This is a genomic window from Streptomyces sp. HNM0574, assembly GCF_012726235.1.
GTDB lineage: Bacteria > Actinomycetota > Actinomycetes > Streptomycetales > Streptomycetaceae > Streptomyces.
Genome location: NZ_JAASAH010000003.1, coordinates 228,794 through 249,892, shown reverse-complemented (window position 1 = coordinate 249,892; position 21,099 = coordinate 228,794). Strand labels below are relative to the sequence as shown.

Genomic DNA, 21,099 nt, shown 5'->3' with positions numbered 1-21,099 from the left:
CCGTCTATGAACACTCTGTGATTCCCTGCGTTTTCTCGTTCTCGAGGTCCACATGCAGCACTTCACCATCTCCTACGCCGGCGCCGGCCGTGCCTGGGCGGCCTGGATAGGCGACCAGCTCGCCCTCCAGGACCACACCTTCAGCCTGCACCGCTGGGACCCGCCCGGCGGCCTCCCGCTGGACGCCGCGTACCGCTCGCTGGTGGACAGCGCCGAACACCTCGTACTGCTCCTGGACGACTGGTACTTCAGCACCGGCGAGTACACCGAGGAGGAGTGGACGCGCGCCCTCACCGGCACGGTCGTGCCGCACCTGGAGCGCGTCACCGTGATCAACGTCGCCAGTCAGGAACTGCCGCACACCGCCGCCGCCCTCCGCCCCGTCAGCCTGCTCAACCTCGACGAACGCGAGGCGCGGCGGCGGATGTTCACCGCCATGGGCCTCGACACCACCGCCATCGAGACCCTCACCGAGAGCGGCGCGGCCCCCGCGCACCGCTTCCCCAGCGCCCCGCCCGCGGTCTGGCAGGCCCCCCGCCGCAACCGCAGGTTCACCGGCCGCGAGCGCTATCTGGAGACGCTCTACCGGCGGCTGAACTCCACCGGGGACGGCACCTCCCTCGTGGCGCTGCACGGCGTGCAGGGCGTCGGCAAGTCCCAGATCGCCGACGAGTACCTGCACCGCTTCGGCAACGAGTACGACATCGTCTGGCACGTCAACGCCGAGCGCCGCACCCAGGCCAGGCAGCAGGTCGCGCTGCTCGCCGACCGGCTCGGGCTGCGCGCCGGCGCCCAGCTCGGCGAGCAGATCCGCGGCGTGCACGAGGCGCTGCGCACCGGCGCCCCGCACCGCCGCTGGCTGATCGTCCTCGACGGCGCCGAGGACCCGGCGATGCTCGTCGACGACGTCATCCCCGAGGGCCGCGGCCACGTGCTGCTGACGACGCGGAACACCGAGTGGGGCCAGTACGGCGCCGAGCTGGTCGAGGTCACCCACTTCGACCGGGCCGAGAGCGTCTCCTTCGTCAAGCGGCGCTCCAAGCGGCTGACCGACCGGCAGGCCGCCGAACTCGCCTCCGAGATGGAGGACTTCCCGCTGCTGCTCGACCAGACGGCGGCCTGGCTGGCCCGCAACCCGACGATGGAGGTGCAGGAGTACCTCGGCCTGGTCCGCCAGGGCGACATCAACGTCGAGACCGACGCCGGGTACCCGCACACCTTCGACAAGGCGTGGGCCGTCACCTTCAACGGGCTGAAGGAGGAGGACCCGGTCTCCTACGAACTCCTCTGCCTGCTCGCCTTCTTCGCCCCCGACTCCATCCCCGTACGCCTGCTGCGCACCGCCCGCGCCGAGGATCTGCCCGCGCCGCTGGGCGACCTGATCGCCGACCCCAGCGAGTGGAACGCGACGCTCCGCAAGCTCCGCGAGGCCGCCGCCATCCGCATCGAGTACGAGGACCACCTGGAGCACGGCGACAACCTCACCGTGCGCGACGTCCGCATGCACCGCGTCTACCAGGCCCTGGTCAAGCGGTACATGGGCGAGGAGTCCCGCAGCCAGGGCGCCGCCAGCGCCTCCCGCCTCCTCGCCGCCGCCGACCCGCGCGAACCGGGCGACCGCGCCAACTGGAGCCGGTACGACGAGCTCGTCCCGCACCTGGAGAGCTCGGGCGCGCTCGTCTCCGACGACCCGGTGGTGCACGGCTTCGTGCTCAACTGCATCGAGTACCTCCGCGCCAACGGCGAGTACAAGTCCGGCTGGTGGCTCTGCCGCGAGTTCGTCCAGCACCTGCGCGGCCGGCTGGAGCCCACCGACCCGAGGCTGCTGGAGGGCGAGCTCCAGCACGCCAACATGCTCCGCCGGATGGGGCGTTACCAGGACGCCGAGGAGGTCGGCCGGCAGATCGTCCGCAGCCTGGAGAACGGCCCGGCCCGGCCCGTCGACCGGATGCGCGCCCAGGACGGCCTCGCCGGAAGCCTGATGGGCCTCGCCCGGTACGAGGAGGCGCACGACCTCTTCGCCCGCGAGGCCGAGGCCGCCACCGCCGAGTTCGGGCCCACCATGCCCCGCACCCTCTTCGCCCGCAGCAACCTCGGCATCGCCCAGTCCCTCCGCGGCCGGTACGACGACGCCCTCGCCACGCACGGCGGCATCCTGGACGCCGTCCGCGGCCAGCTCGGCGAACGCCACCCGATGACGCTGTACGCCACGCTGCACTACGCCTGGACGCTCCGCCTGCTCGGCCGGTACGACGAGGCCGAGTCCGTGCAGAACCTCAACGTCCACCTCAGCTCCGGCGTCCTGGACAAGCACCACGAACAGACCCTGCACGCCGAACACAACCTGGCCCTCTGCCTGCGCCGCACCGGCCAGGCGGAGCGCGCCGAGTCCCTGATGCGCGGCGTCGTCACCCGCACCCGGCGCAAGCTCGGGCCGCACCACCCCCGCACGCTGATGGTCGAGGCCGACCTCGCGATGCTGCTGCGCCAGCACGGCGAGGCCGAGGAGGCACGCAAGCTCGCCCACAGCACCTCGGGCCGGTACCGCGCCCACTTCGGCGAGGACCACCCGTACGCCATCGGCACCCACGGCAACTGGGGCCTGACCCTGTGGGGCACGGGCGACGTCCCCGGCGCGCTCACCGTCGCCGAGGACGCGTACGAGCGGATGGGCCGGGCCGTCGGTGCGACGCACCCGTGGACCCTCGGCTGCGGCCTCAACGTCATCGGCGCCCGGCACCTCACGGGCGAGGACGACGCGGCCGCCCGGCTCGCGGAGGAACTCCTCCCGCACGCGGAGCGGACGCTCGGCGAGGTCCACCCGCTGAGCCTCAACTTCCGCTCCGCGCATGTGCGGAGCCTGCGGGAGCTGGGCGACTCCCAGGCCGAGGACAAGGCGCGGCTGCGGATGATGCGGATCGCCGCGGGCCACTACGGCGAGGAGCACGCCTTCACCCGCGGCCTCCACCTCCGCGTCATGCCGTACTGGGACTTCGAGCCGCAGCCGTTGTAGGCCCGAAAGGGGCGCGGGGAACTGCGCGCTCAGCCCGGACGCACCGGCAGCCGGGTACGCACGGTGCGGGGCACCCCGTGAGCCGTCCGCACCCGGCGCCGGGGTGCTGCGCTTGCCAGCCCTGCGCCTCGGCGCAGACCTCCCAAGCGCAGCGGTACGCACACGACGGAGCCCCCGCCGCGCACCAAGTGCGCGGCGGGGGCTCCGTGTTCACGAGGCCAAGAAGCCTCAGAGGTCGAAGACCTCCTGGACGAGCTGCTGCTGCTCCTCCGCGTGCCGCTTGCCCGACCCCACCGCGGGGGACGAGGAGGACGGACGGGAGACCCGGCGCAGCCGGTCCGCGTTCGGGACCGGGTCGGAGCCGATGATCAGGTCCAGGTGGTCGACCAGGTTGAGCGCGATGAACGGCCACGCGCCCTGGTTGGCCGGCTCCTCCTGGGCCCACAGGAACTTCTCGGCGCCGCTGTACTTCGCCATCTCGGCCTGGATCTCCGCACCCGGCAGCGGGTACAGCCGCTCCAGGCGGATGATCGCCGTGTCCTTGAGACCACGCTTCTGCCGCTCGGCGATGAGGTCGTAGTAGACCTTGCCGGAGCAGAAGACGACCTTGCGGACGTCGGCCGGGTCCACCGAGTCGTCGCCGATGACGGGACGGAAGCCGCCCGCGGTGAAGTCCTTCGTCGCGGACGCCGCGGCCTTGAGCCGGAGCATCGACTTCGGGGTGAAGACGACCAGCGGCTTGTGGTGCGGGTTGTGGACCTGCCAGCGCAGCAGGTGGAAGTAGCTCGCCGGCGTCGACGGCATGGCCACCGTCATGCTGTTCTGCGCGCACAGCTGGAGGAAGCGCTCGATCCGGGCCGAGGAGTGGTCCGGGCCCTGGCCCTCGTAGCCGTGCGGCAGCAGCAGCGTGACGCCGGAGGTCTGGCCCCACTTCTGCTCGGCGGAGGTGATGAACTCGTCCACCACCGTCTGCGCGCCGTTCACGAAGTCACCGAACTGCGCCTCCCACATGACCAGCGCCTCGGGGCGGGCCAGCGAGTAGCCGTACTCGAAGCCCATCGCCGCGTACTCGCTGAGCAGCGAGTCGTAGACGGTGTAGCGGGCCTGGTCCTCGGTGAGGTAGAGCAGCGGCGTGTAGTCGTTGCCGGTGTTCTGGTCGAGCAGGACGGCGTGCCGCTGGCCGAAGGTGCCGCGGCGGGAGTCCTGGCCCGCGAGGCGGACCGGGGTGCCCTCCATCAGCAGGGAGCCGATGGCGAGGGTCTCGCCCATGCCCCAGTCGATGGTGTCGTCCTCGATCATCGACGCGCGCCGCTGCATCTGCGGCATCAGCCGCGGGTGCACGTGGACGTGCTCGGGGATGTTGACCTGGGACTCGGCGATCCGCTTGACGACCTCCTGGCCGATGCCCGTCTCCACGTGCACCGGGAACTCGGCCTCGGGCTGCGGGACTTCGGCCGGAGCGGGCGTGGACGTGGCGTCCCGCACCTCCGTGAAGACCTTCTCCAGCTGGCCCTGGAAGTCCTGGAGCGCCTGCTCCGCCTCCTCCAGCGTGATGTCGCCCCGGCCGATCAGGGACTCGGTGTAGAGCTTGCGCACCGAGCGCTTCTTGTCGATCAGGTTGTACATCAGCGGCTGCGTGAAGCGGGGGTTGTCGCCCTCGTTGTGGCCGCGGCGGCGGTAGCAGATCAGGTCGATGACGACGTCCTTGTTGAACGCCTGGCGGTACTCGAAGGCGAGCCGCGCGACGCGGACCACGGCCTCCGGGTCGTCACCGTTCACGTGGAAGATCGGCGCCTCGATCATCCGGGCCACGTCGGTGGAGTACATCGACGAGCGCGCCGACTCGGGCGCCGCGGTGAAGCCGACCTGGTTGTTGATGATGATGTGCACGGTGCCGCCGGTGCGGTAGCCGCGCAGCTGCGACATGTTGAGCGTCTCGGCCACGACGCCCTGGCCCGCGAAGGCCGCGTCGCCGTGCAGCTGGATCGGCAGGACGGTGAAGTCCGTGCCGCCCTTGCCGATGATGTCCTGCTTGGCGCGCGCGACACCCTCGACGACCGGGTCGACGGCCTCCAGGTGCGAGGGGTTGGCGGTGAGCGAGACCTTGATCTGCTCGCCGTCGAGACCGGTGAAGGTGCCCTCGTTGCCCAGGTGGTACTTCACGTCGCCGGAGCCGTGCATCGACTTCGGGTCGAGGTTGCCCTCGAACTCGCGGAAGATCTGCGCGTACGACTTGCCGACGATGTTCGCCAGCACGTTCAGCCGGCCGCGGTGCGCCATGCCGATCACGGCCTCGTCGAGCCGGGCCTCGGCCGCGGCGTCGAGGACGGAGTCCAGCATCGGGATGACGGACTCGCCGCCCTCCAGCGAGAAACGCTTCTGCCCGACGTACTTGGTCTGCAGGAAGGTCTCGAAGGCCTCGGCGGCGTTCAGCCGGCGCAGGATGCGCAGCTGCTCGTCACGCTCGGGCTTGTCGCTGCCGCGCTCCAGCCGGTCCTGGAGCCACTTGCGCTCCTTCGGGTTCTGGATGTGCATGTACTCGATGCCGGTGGTGCGGCAGTACGAGTCGCGCAGCACGCCGAGGATGTCGCGCAGCTTCATCATCGACTTGCCGGAGAAGCCGCCGACCGCGAACTCGCGCTCCAGGTCCCACAGCGTGAGCCCGTGCTCGGTGATGTCGAGGTCGTGGTGCTTGCGCTGCTTGTACTCCAGCGGGTCGGTGTCGGCCATGATGTGGCCGCGCACCCGGTAGGAGTGGATCAGGTCGAAGACGCGGGCGGCCTTCGTGACGTCGTCGTCGTGCGAGGCGTCGATGTCCTGGTTCCAGCGGACCGGCTCGTACGGGATCCGCAGGGCCTTGAAGATCTCGTCGTAGAAGTTGTCCTCGCCCAGCAGCAGCTTGCTGACGATGCGGAGGAACTCGCCCGACGCGGCACCCTGGATGACCCGGTGGTCGTAGGTGCTGGTCAGCGTCATGATCTTGGAGACGCCGAGGCGGTTCAGGGTGTCCTGCGAGGTGCCCTGGAACTCCGCCGGGTACTCCATCGCGCCGACGCCCATGATCAGGCCCTGGCCGGGCATCAGCCGCGGCACGGAGTGGACGGTGCCGATGCCGCCGGGGTTGGTCAGCGAGCAGGTGACGCCGGAGAAGTCCTCCATCGTCAGCTTGTTGTTCCGGGCGCGGCGGACGATGTCCTCGTACGCCTGCCAGAACTCGAAGAAGGTCAGCGTCTCGGCCTTCTTGATGGCGGCGACGACGAGCTGGCGGTCGCCGTTCGGCTTCACCAGGTCGATGGCCAGACCGAGGTTGACGTGCTCGGGCTTGACCAGGGTCGGCTTGCCGTCCTTCTCCGCGTACGCCCAGTTCATGGACGGCATCGCCTTCAGCGCCTGCACCATGGCGTAGCCGATGAGGTGCGTGAAGGACACCTTGCCGCCGCGGGCGCGCTTGAGGTGGTTGTTGATGACGATGCGGTTGTCGAACAGCAGCTTCACCGGGACGGCGCGCACGGACGTGGCCGTGGGCAGCTCCAGCGAGGCGTTCATGTTCTTCGCGACGGCGGCCGACGGTCCCCGCAGCTGGACGTACTCGGGGCCGGTGGATTCGGGAGCCGGCTTCTCCCCCGCGGGGGTGGCAGCCTTCCCGTCTCCTCCGGCCCCGGTGCCCTGGGCAGCCTTGGGTTCAGCGGACTTCTTCGGTTCTGCGGTCTTGGGTTGCACAGTCTTCTTCGGTTCGGCGGCCTGGGTTTCTGCCTGGGGTGCTGCCTGGGTCTGCTTCGGCTCCGCCGGCGCAGCCTGCGCGGGCGCGCTCGCGGCGGGGGCCGAGGGCTGGACAGGGGAGCTCTTCGCGGCGGGCGCCGCGGTGGACGCCTCGGCGGGCGTCGCGGACGGCGCCGCTGCGGTGGTGCCCGGGGCGCCCGCGTTCGCGGCTCCCGGCTTGTAATCAGCGAAGAAGTCCCACCAGGCTCGGTCTACCGAGTTCGGATCCTGGAGGTACTGCTGGTAGATCTCATCGACGAGCCACTCGTTCGGCCCGAAGACGGAGGCAGGGTCTTTGCCCTGACCGTCCCGGTCGGTCGAGACGCTCGGTGAGCTGTTGGGGGACTGTGACGACACGGCGGCAACCGCCCTCTTCCGCGTTCCTTAGGTGGTGGACAGCGGAAATAAAGGCTACGCCTCCTTTGCCGACAGTTGCAGTCCGCATGGCGATCTCGTCGCGCACATCACATCAAAGGCCCGGTTTCGCCGCGGGATTTGGCGGGAAACACACATGGTTTCGCGCTCAGTGGGAACCATAGGCGCCTCACGGACGTCACCGGTCCCCCGCGGGGTCTCCCCGCATCCTCCCCCGTGACCCCACATGCAGTCACCCGGAGTGACCGTCGTCCGCGTCCGGTCCGGCCGGTACCTGCGGGATCCGTAGCCGGACGGTCGGCCGGCGCGTGCGGAATCCGTAGCTCCGCTTCCGGTCCGCGGCCGGGACGCCGGTACCGAACGGGCCCCGGCGCCGGGTCAACCGTGCTTGCCGCCCAGCCCCGGAAGGGTGACCTGGATCAGGCAGCCCCGGGGTGATTCGGCCACCCGGATCCAGCCGCCGTGCAGGTCGACGGCCCAGCGGGCGATGGCCAGGCCGAGGCCCGTTCCGCCGTCGCCGACGCCCTGGCCGCCGGTGCCCGCCGGGTCGCCCTTGGCGCGGTTGAAGCGTTCGAAGACCTTGTGCCGCTCGGACTCGGGTATCCCCGGCCCCTCGTCGAGGACCTCGACCTCCAGGCTCTCCTCGCCGTCCCCGCGGCGGGCCCGCACGGTGACCCGGCCGTGCGGCGGGCTGTGCTTCACGGCGTTGTCGATCAGGTTGGCCACGACCTGGTGCAGCCGCTCCGCGTCGGCGTGCGCCGTCAGCTCGGGCGGGGAGACGTCGAGGTGCAGGTGCACGTCGTTGCGCGCGTGCCCCTGCCCCTTGCTCATGTTGGCCTCCTTGAGCACCCCGGCCAGGTACGGCCAGACCTCGAAGCGGCGGGCCCGCAGCGGGACGACGCCGTTGTCGAGGCGGGAGAGGTCGAGCAGGTGGTCGACGAGGCGGCCGAGCCGCTCGGTCTGCTGGAGCGCGGTGCGCATCGTCTCGGGGTCGGCGTCGGAGACCCCGTCGACGACGTTCTCCAGGACGGCGCGGAGCGCGGCGATCGGGGTGCGCAGCTCGTGCGAGACGTTCGCGACGAGTTCCTTGCGGTGCTGGTCGACGGACTCCAGGTCGGCGGCCATGCGGTTGAAGGTCTCGGCGAGCTCGCCGAACTCGTCCCGCCGTCCGCCGCGTACCCGCCGCGAGTAGTCGCCGTCGGCCATGGCCCTGGCCGCGCTGGTCATCTCGTCCAGCGGGGCCGTCAGGGACTGGGCGACGAACTGGGTGATCAGCAGCGAGACGATGATCGAGAGGATGGTGATCACGCGCAGCTCGGTCGCGGAGTAGACCGCGAACAGCGCGAGCAGCGTGGTGATGACGACGGAGATGATCACCAGGGCGCCGAGCGCCGCCTTGACCGAGCGGTACGGGTCGAGCGGCCGCAGCCCCTCCCACAGCTGACCCCACGCCCGTGACCAGGACTTCTCCAGCCGCGCCCGGAGCCGCAGCCCGAGCCGCGCGGCCAGCCGCCCGGCGGGCCGCAGCCGGAGCGCGGCGGCGCGGAGCGGGGGCGCGGCCCGGCGGGCGGCCCCGCGCAGCCGGGCGACGGCGGCGGTGACGGGGTTCCGGGCCGGGGAGGGGGCCTCGTCGCGGGCCGGGGGAGTGGTGCCGTCCGGCCCGGAGGGTGCGGGGGTCTCGGGGCCTTCCGTCACCGCGCGCACCCCGTCCGTGCCTCGTGCCCGTGCTGCTGTGCCATGCCGTACCCCGTCACCCGTGAACCCCGTGCACCCGTGAAGCCGCAGTGCCCGTCAGGAGCCGTCGGCGGCGGGCGCTGCGGGGGCGGGGGTCTCCAGCGCGTAGCCGACGCCGTGCACCGTGCGGATGCGCTCGGCGCCGATCTTGCGGCGCAGGGCCTTGATGTGGCTGTCGACGGTGCGGGTGCCGGAGGCGTCGGCCCAGTCCCACACCTCGGCGAGCAGCTGCTCGCGGGAGAGGACGGCGCGGGGCGAGTGCGCGAGGCAGACGAGCAGGTCGAACTCGGTGGGGGTGAGGTGCACGTCCTCGCCGGTGACGCGGACGCGGCGCTGCGCGTGGTCGATCTCCAGCTCGCCGAGGCGGAGTATGCCGCTGCGCGGGGTGTGCGCGGCGAGGGTGGCGCGCTCGACGCGGCGGAGCAGGACGTGCACGCGGGCCGCGACCTCGCGCATGGAGAACGGCTTGGTGATGTAGTCGTCCGCGCCGACGCCGAGGCCGACGAGCATGTCCGTCTCGTCGTCGCGGGCCGTCAGCATCAGCACGGGCACGGGGCGCTGCGCCTGCACCCGGCGGCAGACCTCCAGGCCGTCGAAGCCGGGCAGCATGATGTCCAGGACGATCAGATCCGGCTGCCAGGCCTCGGCGGTGTCCACCGCGGCGGGGCCGTCACCGGCGGTCTGCACCTGGAAGCCCTCGGCGCGCAGCCGCATGGCGATGGCGTCGACGATGGTGGGGTCGTCCTCGACGACGAGGATGCGGCGCTGGGCGCCGGGCGTCGTCGCGGCGGCGGAGCCGGCCGCGGCTCCGGGCCCGGTGGCGGCCGGGGTGCCTGCGGCGGCGTTCCCTGCGGCAGCGGCGTTCCCGGCGGCCCCGCCGTTGTTCGGTGTGGTGGTGTTCTGGTCCATTAGGCCCCGCCCCTGCGTCGCCCCGCTGCTTGTCGTGGCTTGTTTGTGTGCGCTTGCTGGCAGCAGCGTAAGGGCCCCGTGTGTGCGGCGGCTACGCCGGTTTGGTTGCGATGTGAACGACGTCGGGGACGCCTCGGACGACGCGGATCTCTTCGGTACGGACCCTCGTGAATCCGGTATTCCGCAATGCGTCCTCGAATGTCGGGGAGGGTTGGGCCGACCACACGGCCAGCACGCCGCCCGGGGTGAGGCTCTCGCGGCAGGCGGCGAGTCCGTCGGGTGAATAAAGGGTGGTGTTGTCCGCCGTGACCGTCCAGTCCGGGCCGTTGTCGATGTCCAGACACATCACGTCATAAGCCGCAGGGGACGCCTGAGTGGGCGGGAAGGTTGAGTCCGTGGGTGCGGATGAGGTGCCGTTCTTGTGAAGATTCCCGGCGGGGCCGGACGGGCCCGTTCCGGATGACCCCTGCTGCCCCTTTTCCGCCGCCGAATCCGGAATGGGGGACGGCGCCCTCGTCGCGGTGGTTGGGGGCGTCGCCGCCGGGCCGCTCAGGTGGGCGACGAGGTCGGTGTGCGCGATGCGGACCCGGGGGTCGGCCAGCGCCTCGGCGGAGACGTCCGCGAGGGGTGCGCCCGGGCGGTGCCAGTCGATGATCGCCTGCTCCCGCTCGGCGACGGTGATCTCTCCCCAGCGCGGCTCGGCCGCCGCCTCGGCGAGCGAGAAGCCCACGCCGAGGCCGCCGAGCAGCAGCGACGGCGCGGGGCGGCCGTCCAGCTCGCGCAGCGCGGCCCGCACGAGCAGCCGCTCGGAGCGGCCGTCGGAGGTGTCCATCAGGAAGCACCCGTTGGCGATGATCTGCAGCAGCTCGCCGTGCCGCCGCAGCACGACCTCGCCGTGCGGTCCCATCCGGCGGTCGAGGACGAGCGGGGGTTCGAGCGTCTCGTACGGCATCCCGTCATCCTCGGGGCGTCGCGGGGGCGGGGTCCAGCGGATTCGGGCCGGTGCCGGGCGGCGTCCGGTCCGCTCACGGTGAACGCGGGCGGGCGGCGGGAACAACGGCGGCGCCCGCTGCATTGAGTGGGTATTGCTCAACTTGCCTGCCGAGGGAGAGATCATGGCTTCGACGTCCCACACGCTCACCCTGCCCGTGCTGCCGCTCGACGATGAGGTCGTGCTGCCGGGAATGGTGGTCCCGCTGGACCTGACCGACCCGGAGGTCAAGGCCGCCGTCGACGCGGCGCGGACCGCCGCGGCCCCCGGCGAGAAACCCCAGGTCCTGCTCGTGCCCCGCGCCGGGAGCGACGCCGCCCAGGACGCGGCCGCCGCGCCGGCCCCGATCGGCGTGCTCGGCCGCGTCGAGCAGACCGGACGCCTCGCCGACGGCGACCCCGGCGCGCTGATCCGCGGCCTGAGCCGCGTCCGGATCGGCACCGGCACCACCGGGCCCGGGGACGCGCTGTGGGTCGAGGGCACCGCCGTGACCGAGGAGGTCCCCGAGCCGCTGCCGGGCCGGGTCACCGAACTGATGACGGAGTACAAGGCGCTGGCCACCGACTGGCTCCGCAAGCGCGGCGCCTGGCAGGTCGTGGACCGGGTGCAGCAGATCGACACCCCCGGTCGGCTCGCGGACAACGCGGGCTACTCGCCGTTCCTCGGCACGGAACGCAAGCGGCGCCTGCTGGAGACCCTCGACCCCGTCGAGCGGCTGCGGACCGCCACCGAGGACCTGCGCGAGCACCTCGCCGAACAGGACGTCGCCGAGTCCATCGCCAAGGACGTCCAGGAGGGCGTCGACAAGCAGCAGCGCGAGTTCCTGCTCCGCCGCCAGCTGGACGCCGTACGCAAGGAACTGTCCGAACTCAACGGCGGCCCGGCGGACGGGGCCGACGAGGGCGAGGACTACCGCGCCCGCATCGAGGCGGCCGCGCTGCCGGAAGAGGTGCGGAAGGCCGCGCTCAAGGAGGCCGACAAGCTGGAGCGCTCCGGCGACCAGTCGCCCGAGAGCAGCTGGATCCGCACCTGGCTCGACACCGTCCTCGAACTCCCCTGGAACCAGCGGACCGAGGACGCCTACGACATCGCCGGAGCCCGCGCCGTCCTCGACGCCGACCACGCGGGCCTCGCGGACGTCAAGGAACGCATCACCGAACACCTGGCCGTACGCAAGCGGCGGGACGAGCGCGACGGCGCGGAAGCGACGGCCGAGGGCGGACGACGGGAATCGGACGATGCCGCGCGGAGCGCGTCCACGACGGGCGGTGGTGGGCGACGGGCGGGCGGAGCGGTGCTCGCGCTCACCGGGCCTCCCGGCGTCGGGAAGACCTCGCTCGGCGAGAGCGTCGCCCGCGCCATGGGGCGGAAGTTCGTCCGCGTCGCGCTCGGCGGCGTCCGGGACGAGGCCGAGATCCGCGGCCACCGGCGCACCTACGTCGGCGCGCAGCCCGGACGGATCGTCCGCGCCATGAAGGAGGCCGGGTCGATGAACCCGGTCGTCCTCCTCGACGAGGTCGACAAGATCGCGTCCGACTTCCGCGGCGACCCGGCAGCCGCCCTGCTGGAGGTCCTCGACCCCGCGCAGAACCACACCTTCCGGGACCACTACCTGGAGGTCGAACTCGACCTGTCCGACGTGGTCTTCCTCGCCACGGCGAACGTCCTGGAGGCCATTCCGGAACCGCTCCTCGACCGGATGGAGGTCGTCCAGCTCGACGGCTACACCGAGGACGAGAAGGTCACCATCGCCCGCGACCACCTGCTCCCGCGCCAGCTGGAGCGCACCGGCCTGCGCGAGGACGAGGTGACCCTCGACGACGAGGTGCTGCGCCGCCTCGCCGGCGAGTACACCCGCGAAGCGGGCGTGCGGAACCTGGAGCGCGCCGTCGCCCGCGTCCTGCGCAAGCTCGCCGCCGAGCACGAACTCGGGCGCCGCGAGCTGCCGTTCACCGTCGACGCCGCCGCGCTGCGCGCGCTCATCGGCCGCCCGCGGCACGTCCCCGAGACGGCCCAGGACCCGGCCGAGCGGCGCACCTCCGTCCCCGGAGTGGCCACCGGGCTCGCCGTCACCGGCACCGGCGGCGACGTCCTGTTCGTCGAGGCGTCCCTCGCCGACCCCGAGACCGGCGGCTCCGGACTGACCCTCACCGGCCAGCTCGGCGACGTGATGAAGGAGTCCGCGCACATCGCGCTCTCCTACCTCCGCTCACGTGGCGCCGAACTCGAACTCCCCGTCGCCGACCTCCGCGAACGCGGCATCCACCTGCACGTCCCCGCCGGAGCCGTACCCAAGGACGGCCCCAGCGCGGGCATCACCATGACCACGGCCCTCGCCTCGCTCCTCTCCGGCCGCCAGGTACGCCCGGACGTCGCGATGACCGGCGAGGTGTCGTTGACCGGCCGCGTCCTCCCCATCGGCGGCGTCAAACAGAAACTCCTCGCCGCCCACCGCGCCGGCACCACCACCGTCATCATCCCCAAGCGCAACGAACCCGACCTCGACGACGTCCCCGAGGACGTCCTCACGGGCCTGAACGTCCACCCGGTGTCAGACGTGCGCCAGGTGCTGGAACTGGCGCTGCAGCCGGCGGGGGTGGAGAGGGGGGTGAGCGTGGGGGTGTGAGCTGTTCCCGTCCCGGTCCCGGTCACTCGGGGGAGTGGCCGGGACCGGGGTGCTCGTGCCGACGGCCCGACCATGCGGCTCGGTCCCAGACGGCGTGGAAGTCCTCCGGGCTGATGCGGCAGGCCGAGAACTCGGACTGCGCGGTGACGTCCGGGAGTTCACCCACCGGGGCCTCACTCAGCCCGATCTCCCGGGTTTCCGTCCCGGCGTCAGCCTTGACGATGCGTCCGCCCCTGAACTCCTGCACCTTCCGGACCTCGTACCCGTCCGCTCCGATCTCGCTCCAGAACGTCACGGGCTCTTCGTCGAAATCGTGATGCCAGACGACTTTCCAGTGGTCCATCCCCACCCTCTCGGCGATACGTGCCGCATACCACTCACGACGCGAAGTACGCCTCCAGCCGGTCTTCCCAGCCCTCGTCCGCCAGTCCCGAGGAGACCAGAAGGTCGCGCCAGTCCTCCTCCATCAGCTGCAGGGCGATGAGGAACCTGTCGGTGTCGCCGCGGGCCAGGACCACCGCAGCCCCTGTGATGCGCTCGTTGGACTGCCCGTGGTCCGTTTTCACCGCTGTCTCCTCCAGCAGGTCGATCACCTGCTGGGCCTCGTCCCTGAAGTCGGCGCGCACCTTTCGGGCGAGGCGCTCGGCTACCCGCACAGCGTTTCCTTCTTGTCGATCCGGACCCGGGTGCCCGTCAGGATTCTTCTGGGGCGACTATATGTCGGCGATACCCGCCATCTTGAAGATGTTCCTCCGCTGTTCTTCGACGGTTCCGATCGCGTCGAAAGAGGCGGGGGCCAGAATGTCTACGTCGTCGTCGTAGATCTCACGAGTTTCCGGGTTGAAAGAGTATGCAAACCTTCCGCCCTCGGTCTGCTTGCGCATGCCGGTTACCATGACATCCGGCCGGGCTCCCTGGCAGCACAGGAGCAGGCCTTTTTCTTCGAGGTCTCTTCTTGCTTTGAGGAGGCAGGAGAAGACGTTGTCCGCTTCGTACGAGTCGCTCACTCCTGCTGAGTCCGTGATGCTGAGGGCGTATGGATCGAAGCCCCGAATTTCCACGGTGACGACTTCTGCGGGGCTGCCTCGAAAGTCTACAGTCTGCATCGTGTGAGAACTGTCCATCCTAGCCTCCATAGTGCGGGTTGGGTATCCACTCGCGATGTGCGTTCCAGGCGCCTGCAATCTCTGACCTGTCGATGCTCCGGGGGAATGCGAACTCGCTCTCGGCTCGCATGTGGGGAGGAAGGTCGGGGAGGGCATCATTCACATCGACCCCGTCTTCTCGTGGCCTGATCAAATACACGTGGTCGGTATCGGATTTCATGCGGTCGAATGCATGTGACTTGTTGTCGGTGGTGGCAACGAAACCGGAATCCGGTGTGAAGTCTCCCGCTACTCCGTAGACGTGTTCTTCCAGGCTCATGTTATTCCCCTTCGGGTTCAGCCCATCCTCGAAAATGGTTTCCGGGCCGCGGGTGTCGCGGCGGTACCGCTCCACTGGGCACGGAGAAAGCCCCAGCGCATCCGTTTCCCTGCACGGATTGTCGACATACCCCACCGGATTCGGCGCCGGCGCCAGCCCCAGCGGATCCGGTGACGCGTACCGCCCCGTTTCCGGGTCGTAGTGCCTGAAGTAGTTGTAGTGGAGGGCGGTTTCGGGGTCTTCGTACTGGCCGGGGAAGCGGAGGGGGGTGTGGGCTGTGGCGTTGCGGTTGCGGGTGGTGGTGCCCCAGAGGGTGGTGCGGGTGTGCCAGGCGATGTCGCCCTGTTCGTCGACGAGTTCGGTGGGGGTGCCGACGAGGTCGGTGACGATGGCGAAGAAGCGGGAGTCGTACTCGTCCTGGGTGCGGGGCTTGCGCTCCAGCTGGGTGAGGGGGCGGTGGCCCTCGTGGTCCCAGGTGAGGGTGACGCCGGTGGCGGTGTCGGTCTGTTCGGCGAGGCGGGTGCCGTCCCAGGTGAAGTGGACGGTTTCGGCGGCCGAACCGTCCGCGTTCATGCGGTACTTGGCGGTGCGGCGGCCCATCGGGTCGTAGGTGTAACGCCAGACGGAGCCGTCGGGGGTGGTGCAGGAGACCAGGTGGTCCTCGGTGTCCCACTCGTAGTGCCAGGTGTCGGGCTTCTTCGACAGGCGGCGCTTCTGGCGGAGGACCATGCGGCCCGCGGCGTCGTGCTCGTAGCGGACGTTGCCCGCCGTCAGGACGCGCGTGCCCTCGTAGGTGCGCTCGCCGCGGGCCTCGGTGCGGCCCGCCTCGTCGGGCCATTCGGCGCGGGTCTGGTTGCCGGCCTGGTCGTAGGCGTAGGACTCGGTCCAGCCGTCCGCGGTGACGCTCAACGGGCGCCCGGCCGGGTCCAGTCGCATCTGCTGGCGGAGGCCGGTGGTCTCGTCGGTGATCGAGGTGAGGTGGTTGTCCGCCCGGTAGTGGTACGTCCGCGAGCGGAGGGTGCGGCCGGGGGAGACGAGGTTGTGGGCGACGGGGCGGCCGCTCATGTCCCAGGCGGTGGTGAGCGCGACCGGGGACGTGGCGGGGCCGAAGGCGCGGGTGAGCTCGCGGCCGAGGGCGTCGTGGGTGAAGTCGAGGCGGTGGCCGTCGATGTCGAGGCCGGTGCGGTTTCCGGCGGCGTCATACCTGAGGTGGGTGACGGCGCCGGTGGGGGTGGTGCGCGAGGTGCGGCGGCCGAGGGCGTCGTAGGTGTAGCGGGTGGTGCGGCCGTCGACGGTCTCCGCGAGGAGCCGGCCGGAGGGGTCCCTCTCCAGGAGGAGGGAGCTGAGGGGGCTGGTGGCGCTGGTGAGGGCGCCGAGGGCGTCGTACGTGTAGTCGGTGCGTATGCCGTCGGCTTCCTTGGCGACCAGGCGGCCGAGGGGGTCGTAGGCGTGGGTGATCTCCTCGCCGAGCGGGGTCGTACGGGAGACGGCGCGGCCTGCCGCGTCGTGGGTGTAGCGCACCTCGCGGTCGTCGAAGTCGGACTCGGATATCAGGCATCCGGCGCGGTCGTAGACGTAATCCCAGGTCAGGCCCTGGGGGTTGGTGACGCGGGTGAGGCGGAGCTCGGTGTCGTAGGTGAACGCGTAGCGGACGCCGTCGGGTCCGGTGCGGGCGGCGAGCTTGTCGAAGTGGGTGTACTCGAAGGCCGTCGTGCCGCCGGCCGCGTCGGTGTGGGTGAGGCAGTTGCCCTCGCCGTCCCAGGTGAGGCTCTCGGTGCGGCCGTCGGGGGAGGTCTGCGCCGCCAGTTGGCCCTCCGGCGTCCACGCGGCACGGGTGACGGCGCCGAGGGGGTCGGTGACCGTCACCGGACGTCCGAAGGCGTCCCGTTCCACCCGCGCGACGCCGCCCGAGACGTCGGTGACCGCCGTGGGGACGCCGGCCGCGTCGTTCCGGTACGCCGTCGTGCCGGCCGGGCCGGTGGCGGTGGCGACGGCGCCCGTGCGGTCGTGGGTGAACGCGTGGTGGGTGCCGTCCGGTCCGGTGGCCCGGGTGAGGTTGCCCCACTCGTCGTACTCCAGGCGGGCCGTGCCGCCGTCCGGGCGTACGGCCTCGACCGGGAGGTTCAGCGCGTTGTAGGTGACGGAGGTGCTGGTGCCGTCCGGGAGGTGGACCGCGGTGAGGTTCCAGGTCTCGTCGTACGCGTACCGGGTGGTGTGCCCGAGGGGGTCGGTGCGGGAGCGCAGGTTGTCGTAGCGGTCCCACTCCGAGTGCACCGTGTGGCCCAACGGGTCCGTCTCGGAGACGACTTGGTGGAGGGCGTTGAGCTGGTAGACCGTGGTGGCGCCGGTGGAGTCGGTGTACAGGGTGCGGCGCTGGGCGCGGTCGTAGGTCCAGGTGGAGGAGAGGCAGCCGTCGGGGCCGATGGTCCGGGTGACGCGGTCGGCGTCGTCGTGGACGTACCGGAAGGTGGAGTCGTTGCGGTCGGTCCAGGCGGTGATGCGGTGCCGTTCGTCGTAGTCGAAGACGAGGGGCAGGCCGCTGGAGTTGGTGACGTGGGTGAGGTCGCCGGCCGCGTCGTGGCCGTACGTCATGACGTCGACGGGGCCCTCGGGGGTGGTGAGGGTGAGGCGCTTCAGGCGTCCGTTGTGGACGTGGCAGTTGACGCGGTAGCCGCCGGAGTGGATCAGCGCCGAGGGGGTGCCGTCCTCCAGGCGGGAGACGTCGACCTCGTTGCTGTTGCGGTCCATCCAGTACGTCAGCCAGTACCAGCCGGTGCGGTGCAGCGGGCTGTCGGCGAAGGCGCGGGTGACGCCGGTGCGCGGGTCGGTGATCCGGTACGTGGTCTCGCCCATCCCGCCCGTGCCCTCCCAGGACAGGGGCAGGCGCGGGCCCTCCTCGGGCCACACCTCCTCGTCGCCGTCCGCGGCCGGAAGGTGCGGGTAGCGCAGCAGTGAGCCGTCCTCGCGGGCCCACATCACGGCGCCGTCCGGGAGGACTTCGAGGCGTTCGTCGAGGACGGAGGCCCAGGACGGGCCGAAGAACTGGCCGTAGCGGTACGTCGAGAGGTACGTGCGGGAGACGGTCAGGGGTAGGACGCCCGGGAGGGAGAGGTCGGTCTGGGTCAGCAGCATCTCGCCGCTGGCGACGTCGATGGGGTCGTTCTTGCAGGTGCGGTTGGTCTGGTCCCGGCCGGTCAGGCGCAGGTCGGACGGGGACTTGTCCATCGAGTCCGGCTTGACGTGGTTCGGGCCGCCGCCGGGCCCCTTGCCGCCGCCGGCCGGACCGCGGCCGTCGGCCTTGGAGTTGATCCCGCGCAGGTCGTCGACGATGCCGTCCTCGTTGCGCCGGTGGTTCTTCGAGGTGACGTCGATGCCGCGGGGGATGCCGTCGGTGACGTGCTTCTTGAGCGCGGGGGCGGCCTTGCCGAGGGCCTTGACGCCGGAGTCGATCAGCGGGTCGAAGACGGAGGTGAAGGAGTCCTTGCCGCGGGAACGGCCGTGGCTGGATTCGGCCTTGCCGAGCTTGGAGAGGGCGCCGGAGTCGAACTTGGAGGCGAGGTTCTTCAGGTCTCCCGACGCCTTGTCCATCTCGCCCGGGTCGATGCTGACCTTGCCCGAGGCACCCGTACCGCCGGGGAAACCGGCCGAGCCCGGCGCGGAGTTGAGCTGCATCCCGCCCTTGTCGCCCGGCGGGCCCTGGCCCGGCAGGCCCAGCGCCTCGGAGCCCAGCTCGACCAGCAGATCGGCGGCCATGTCCTCCAGCTTGGCGACCACCGGCTCGGTCAGCACGGAGACCAGATGCTCGACGATCGCGTCCGCGGCCTCCTTGATCGCCCGCCGGATCGCCTCCCGCGCCGCCGTCGTCCCCGCCGCGCCGACCAGCGCGGACAGGCCGCCGGTCGCGACGGCGAGGGCGAGGGAGATGCCCACCGAGGCGGCGAGGATGCCGAGTTCGGCCTCCGCCTTCCGCTTCATCCCGTCGATCAGGTCGGCCACCACGTCCATCGCGTCGCCGAAGGTGCGGGTGACGTCCGAGACGTCCTGGATATGGGTGCCCTTCACCTTCCCCCAGTGCGCCTCCAGCGCCTCGGCGGCCGCCCCCTCGCTCGCGGACAGCAGCCGCTGCACGGTGCGGTGCGCCTCGGCCCCGTGGTCCTCGATGGCCTCGGAGAAGTCGCGCAGATCCTGCGCCATGGCCCGGTAGTCGTCCTCGTCGACATTCGGGAAATTGATCCCGATGAAGTCCAGAACCTCGTCCGCCCACTCCGGCAGCGTGTACCCCACCGTCAACTCCCCCTGTCCGCCCGTCCCTTGGACCTTCACCAGGTCAGCAGGGCGACAGACTGCCACATGGGGGTGTCAGGGGGCTCGGGGGATACCGGACGAACACGCCGCCCCGATGACTTCCGCCCCTCCCACCCGTCGACCCGTGTACCGATGGACCGAGCCGCGACGAGGGAGACGGATATGGGGCAGCTGTTGAGGGTGCAGAACTTCACGGTGTCGGCGGACGGGTTCGGGGCCGGGGAGGGGCAGAGTCTGGAGCGGCCCTTCGGGCACGCCGATCCGGGGGACATGTTCGTCTGGGCGGGGGCCACGGCGAGCTGGCCGCACCGGGCCGACGGCGCCGGCACCCGCGGGCTGGACGACTACTTCACGCGGGACTACGGGCGCAACATCGGTGCCGAGATCATGGGCCGCAACAAGTTCGGTCCCCAGCGCGGGCCCTGGCAGGACCACGAGTGGCAGGGCTGGTGGGGCGAGGAACCCCCGTTCCACACCCCGGTGTTCGTGATGACGCACCACCCGCGCCCGTCGTTCACACTGTCCGACACCACCTTCCACTTCGTCGGCGGCGACCCGGCCGCCGTCCTCGAACAGGCCAAGGAGGCGGCGCGGGGCAAGGACGTCCGCCTGGGCGGCGGCGCGACCACCATCCGCGAGTTCCTGGACGCCGGCCTCGTCGACACCCTGCACGTGGCCGTCTCACCACTGAAGCTCGGCTCGGGCTCCCGCCTCTGGGAGTCCCCGGACGAACTCCTCGACCGCTACCACCGCGACGTCGTCCCCAGCCCGACGGGCACGGTGGTCCACCATCTGTACTGGCGGAGGTGAGGGGGTGGGCGTCCTCACCTGCCGGAATCCGCCCGGGAGTTCAGCAGTCCCGCGCCGCCGCGTACGCCACGAACGCGTCCCACGCGGGGGAGGAGAGGGCGAGCTGGGGCCCGTCGGTCACCTTGGAGTCGCGGACGTGGACGGCTTCGGCGCAGGTGGCGACCTCGACGCAGTCGTCGCCCTCCGATCCGCTGTGGCTGGACTTGCGCCAGGACAGGGCGACTTCGACGCAGGAGTCGCCCTCCGAGCCGCTGAAGCTGCTCTTGAACCAGGTCAGTCGGGACATGTTCACAGCGCTCCTCGCATTCGCCTCAACAGGCCCAGGGAGTCCTCCGGAGTGAGGGCCTGTGAGCGCAGTTTGGCATAGCGCTGTTGCAGCACGCTGATCTCCTCGGGAGCGGTGATCAGCCGCCCGTTCTTCTGCCCCTCCGAGTATGCGAACCACTGGTGATCCGGTGTCTCCAGCAGCTGGAGCGGCCCGTCCAGGCCCGCGTGCACCGGCTGGCGCAGGGGCATCAGCTGGAGCTCTATGTTCCAGTGCCGCTCGGCCATCTCCAGCAGGCGGTCGAGGAGTTCGCGGGTGACGGACTCGCCGCCGGTGTGCCGCTCCAGCACCGCCTGTTCGACGATGAAGCTGAAGGCCGACGGCGGCTTCCGGTGGGTGGAGAGCAGCTCCTGCCGGTCCAGCCTGGCGGTGACGCGTTCCTCCAGCCGGTTCTCGTCGGGCAGCGGCGGCACGTTCAGCGTCACCGCCCGCGCGTACGCCTCCGTCTGCAACAGCCCTGGAACCAGGCGGCATTCGTAGGTGTGCAGACTGATGGCCTCCGCCTCCAGCAGGGCCCACTGGGCGAACCAGCTGGCCAGCCCCGGCTGCCGGGACAGGTGGCGGGCCGCGCCCTCGATCGCGCCGAACGCGTCCAGCACCGTCTCCGCGCGCTGGATGAACGTGGGAGGCGGGAAGCGGCGGCCCAGTTCGATGGAGGAGACCGTCGGCGCCGAGTAGTGGACCAGCGCCGCGAACTCCTCCTGGGTGAGCCCGGCCCGTCGCCGGAACGCCTTCACCACCTCGCCGAAGCACCGCAGGCTGTCCGACACCTCCGGCTCCCCGCCCGCCCTGACCTGCGTGCTCACCTTGCCTGTACCGCCCGGCGC

At 71.1% G+C, this 21,099-nt stretch carries 13 protein-coding genes; 3 read left to right on the top strand and 10 right to left on the bottom strand.

Annotation, left to right across the window (positions count from 1 at the left end):
- Positions 1 to 52 precede the first annotated feature (52 nt).
- Positions 53 to 3,013, top strand: a complete 2,961-nt coding sequence (fxsT, locus tag HCC30_RS07855) for an FxSxx-COOH system tetratricopeptide repeat protein (protein ID WP_169441606.1) — start codon at positions 53 to 55, stop codon at positions 3,011 to 3,013.
- A 228-nt stretch (positions 3,014 to 3,241) separates the two neighbouring features.
- On the opposite strand, the gene HCC30_RS07850 is transcribed toward fxsT, so the two are convergent.
- The 4 genes from HCC30_RS07850 to HCC30_RS28480 all read right to left on the bottom strand — a co-directional run bounded on the left by HCC30_RS07850 (position 3,242) and on the right by HCC30_RS28480 (position 10,742).
- Positions 3,242 to 7,129, bottom strand: coding sequence for a multifunctional oxoglutarate decarboxylase/oxoglutarate dehydrogenase thiamine pyrophosphate-binding subunit/dihydrolipoyllysine-residue succinyltransferase subunit (locus tag HCC30_RS07850; RefSeq protein ID WP_169441605.1), 3,888 nt, complete (start codon positions 7,127 to 7,129; stop codon positions 3,242 to 3,244).
- Between the two features lie 396 nt (positions 7,130 to 7,525).
- Positions 7,526 to 8,638, bottom strand: coding sequence for an ATP-binding protein (locus HCC30_RS07845; protein WP_240979428.1), 1,113 nt, complete (start codon positions 8,636 to 8,638; stop codon positions 7,526 to 7,528).
- 300 nt (positions 8,639 to 8,938) lie between these two features.
- The gene (locus HCC30_RS07840; protein WP_240979397.1) at positions 8,939 to 9,790 is read right to left on the bottom strand and encodes a response regulator transcription factor; all 852 of its coding nucleotides are present in this window, start codon (positions 9,788 to 9,790) and stop codon (positions 8,939 to 8,941) included.
- Between the two features lie 91 nt (positions 9,791 to 9,881).
- Positions 9,882 to 10,742, bottom strand: a complete 861-nt coding sequence (locus tag HCC30_RS28480) for a spermidine synthase (protein WP_240979396.1) — start codon at positions 10,740 to 10,742, stop codon at positions 9,882 to 9,884.
- Positions 10,743 to 10,905: 163 nt separating this feature from the next.
- Here HCC30_RS28480 and lon point away from each other — a divergent pair, with 163 nt between their 5' ends.
- On the top strand, positions 10,906 to 13,407 hold the full coding sequence (gene lon, locus HCC30_RS07825; RefSeq protein WP_169441604.1) for an endopeptidase La: 2,502 nt from the start codon (positions 10,906 to 10,908) through the stop codon (positions 13,405 to 13,407).
- 22 nt (positions 13,408 to 13,429) lie between these two features.
- Here lon and HCC30_RS07820 read toward each other — a convergent pair whose 3' ends face one another.
- The 4 genes from HCC30_RS07820 to HCC30_RS07805 are packed head-to-tail and all read right to left on the bottom strand — an operon-like array spanning position 13,430 to position 19,116.
- Entirely contained in the window at positions 13,430 to 13,750 is a 321-nt protein-coding gene (locus HCC30_RS07820; protein ID WP_206323499.1) for a hypothetical protein, read from the bottom strand.
- Positions 13,751 to 13,784: 34 nt separating this feature from the next.
- Positions 13,785 to 14,063, bottom strand: a complete 279-nt coding sequence (locus HCC30_RS07815) for a hypothetical protein (RefSeq protein ID WP_169441603.1) — start codon at positions 14,061 to 14,063, stop codon at positions 13,785 to 13,787.
- A 57-nt stretch (positions 14,064 to 14,120) separates the two neighbouring features.
- Complete coding sequence (locus HCC30_RS07810; RefSeq protein ID WP_169441602.1) at positions 14,121 to 14,531, bottom strand: hypothetical protein; 411 nt, start codon at positions 14,529 to 14,531, stop codon at positions 14,121 to 14,123.
- 1 nt (position 14,532) lies between these two features.
- Positions 14,533 to 19,116, bottom strand: a complete 4,584-nt coding sequence (locus tag HCC30_RS07805) for a DUF6531 domain-containing protein (RefSeq protein ID WP_169441601.1) — start codon at positions 19,114 to 19,116, stop codon at positions 14,533 to 14,535.
- A 183-nt stretch (positions 19,117 to 19,299) separates the two neighbouring features.
- On the opposite strand from HCC30_RS07805, the gene HCC30_RS07800 reads away from it, so the two are divergent.
- Positions 19,300 to 19,947: a dihydrofolate reductase family protein gene (locus tag HCC30_RS07800; protein ID WP_169441600.1), complete on the top strand. Its 648-nt coding sequence runs from the start codon at positions 19,300 to 19,302 to the stop codon at positions 19,945 to 19,947.
- A 40-nt stretch (positions 19,948 to 19,987) separates the two neighbouring features.
- On the opposite strand, the gene HCC30_RS07795 is transcribed toward HCC30_RS07800, so the two are convergent.
- Positions 19,988 to 20,239: a DUF397 domain-containing protein gene (locus HCC30_RS07795; RefSeq protein WP_169441599.1), complete on the bottom strand. Its 252-nt coding sequence runs from the start codon at positions 20,237 to 20,239 to the stop codon at positions 19,988 to 19,990.
- Positions 20,236 to 21,042, bottom strand: coding sequence for a helix-turn-helix transcriptional regulator (locus HCC30_RS07790; RefSeq protein WP_346776537.1), 807 nt, complete (start codon positions 21,040 to 21,042; stop codon positions 20,236 to 20,238). The genes HCC30_RS07795 and HCC30_RS07790 overlap by 4 nt, the downstream gene beginning before the upstream one ends.
- Between the last annotated feature and the right edge of the window lie 57 nt (positions 21,043 to 21,099).

Excerpts from the sequence above, each read along its gene's own strand:
- HCC30_RS07810 (WP_169441602.1), bottom strand. The coding sequence starts at position 14,531 with ATGGACAGTTCTCACACGATGCAGACTGTAGACTTTCGAGGCAGCCCC.
- HCC30_RS07800 (WP_169441600.1), top strand. The coding sequence starts at position 19,300 with ATGGGGCAGCTGTTGAGGGTGCAGAACTTCACGGTGTCGGCGGACGGG.
- fxsT (WP_169441606.1), top strand. The coding sequence starts at position 53 with ATGCAGCACTTCACCATCTCCTACGCCGGCGCCGGCCGTGCCTGGGCG.
- HCC30_RS28480 (WP_240979396.1), bottom strand. The coding sequence starts at position 10,742 with ATGCCGTACGAGACGCTCGAACCCCCGCTCGTCCTCGACCGCCGGATG.
- lon (WP_169441604.1), top strand. The coding sequence starts at position 10,906 with ATGGCTTCGACGTCCCACACGCTCACCCTGCCCGTGCTGCCGCTCGAC.
- HCC30_RS07820 (WP_206323499.1), bottom strand. The coding sequence starts at position 13,750 with ATGGACCACTGGAAAGTCGTCTGGCATCACGATTTCGACGAAGAGCCC.
- HCC30_RS07840 (WP_240979397.1), bottom strand. The coding sequence starts at position 9,790 with ATGGACCAGAACACCACCACACCGAACAACGGCGGGGCCGCCGGGAAC.